The organism is Lachnospira pectinoschiza (assembly GCF_020564355.1).
GTDB lineage: Bacteria > Bacillota > Clostridia > Lachnospirales > Lachnospiraceae > Lachnospira > Lachnospira intestinalis.
Map to the genome: position 1 here is coordinate 1 of NZ_JAJCRR010000063.1, position 212 is coordinate 212.

1 rRNA gene is annotated in these 212 nt (G+C 45.3%); it reads right to left on the reverse strand.

What is annotated here, in order from left to right:
• Position 1: 1 nt before the first annotated feature.
• Positions 2-119 (reverse strand): 5S ribosomal RNA (rrf, locus tag LI288_RS14255).
• Between the last annotated feature and the right edge of the window lie 93 nt (positions 120-212).

A 212-nucleotide genomic window follows, 5' to 3' on the forward strand; every position in this document is an offset into this window, starting at 1 on the left:
AATCTGGCAGCCACCTGCTTTCCCATACCGTCTCCAGTATAGTATCATCGGCCGCTTAAGGCTTAACCATCGTGTTCGGGATGTAAACGGGTGTGTCCCCTAAGCGCATCGCCACCAGAACTTTCGTGAAACAAAGTAAGTGCACATGCAAAAAGTAATGTGTGTGGAAAGCTTGCTTTCCTAAACATATTGCTTTTTGTATGTATAAGCGA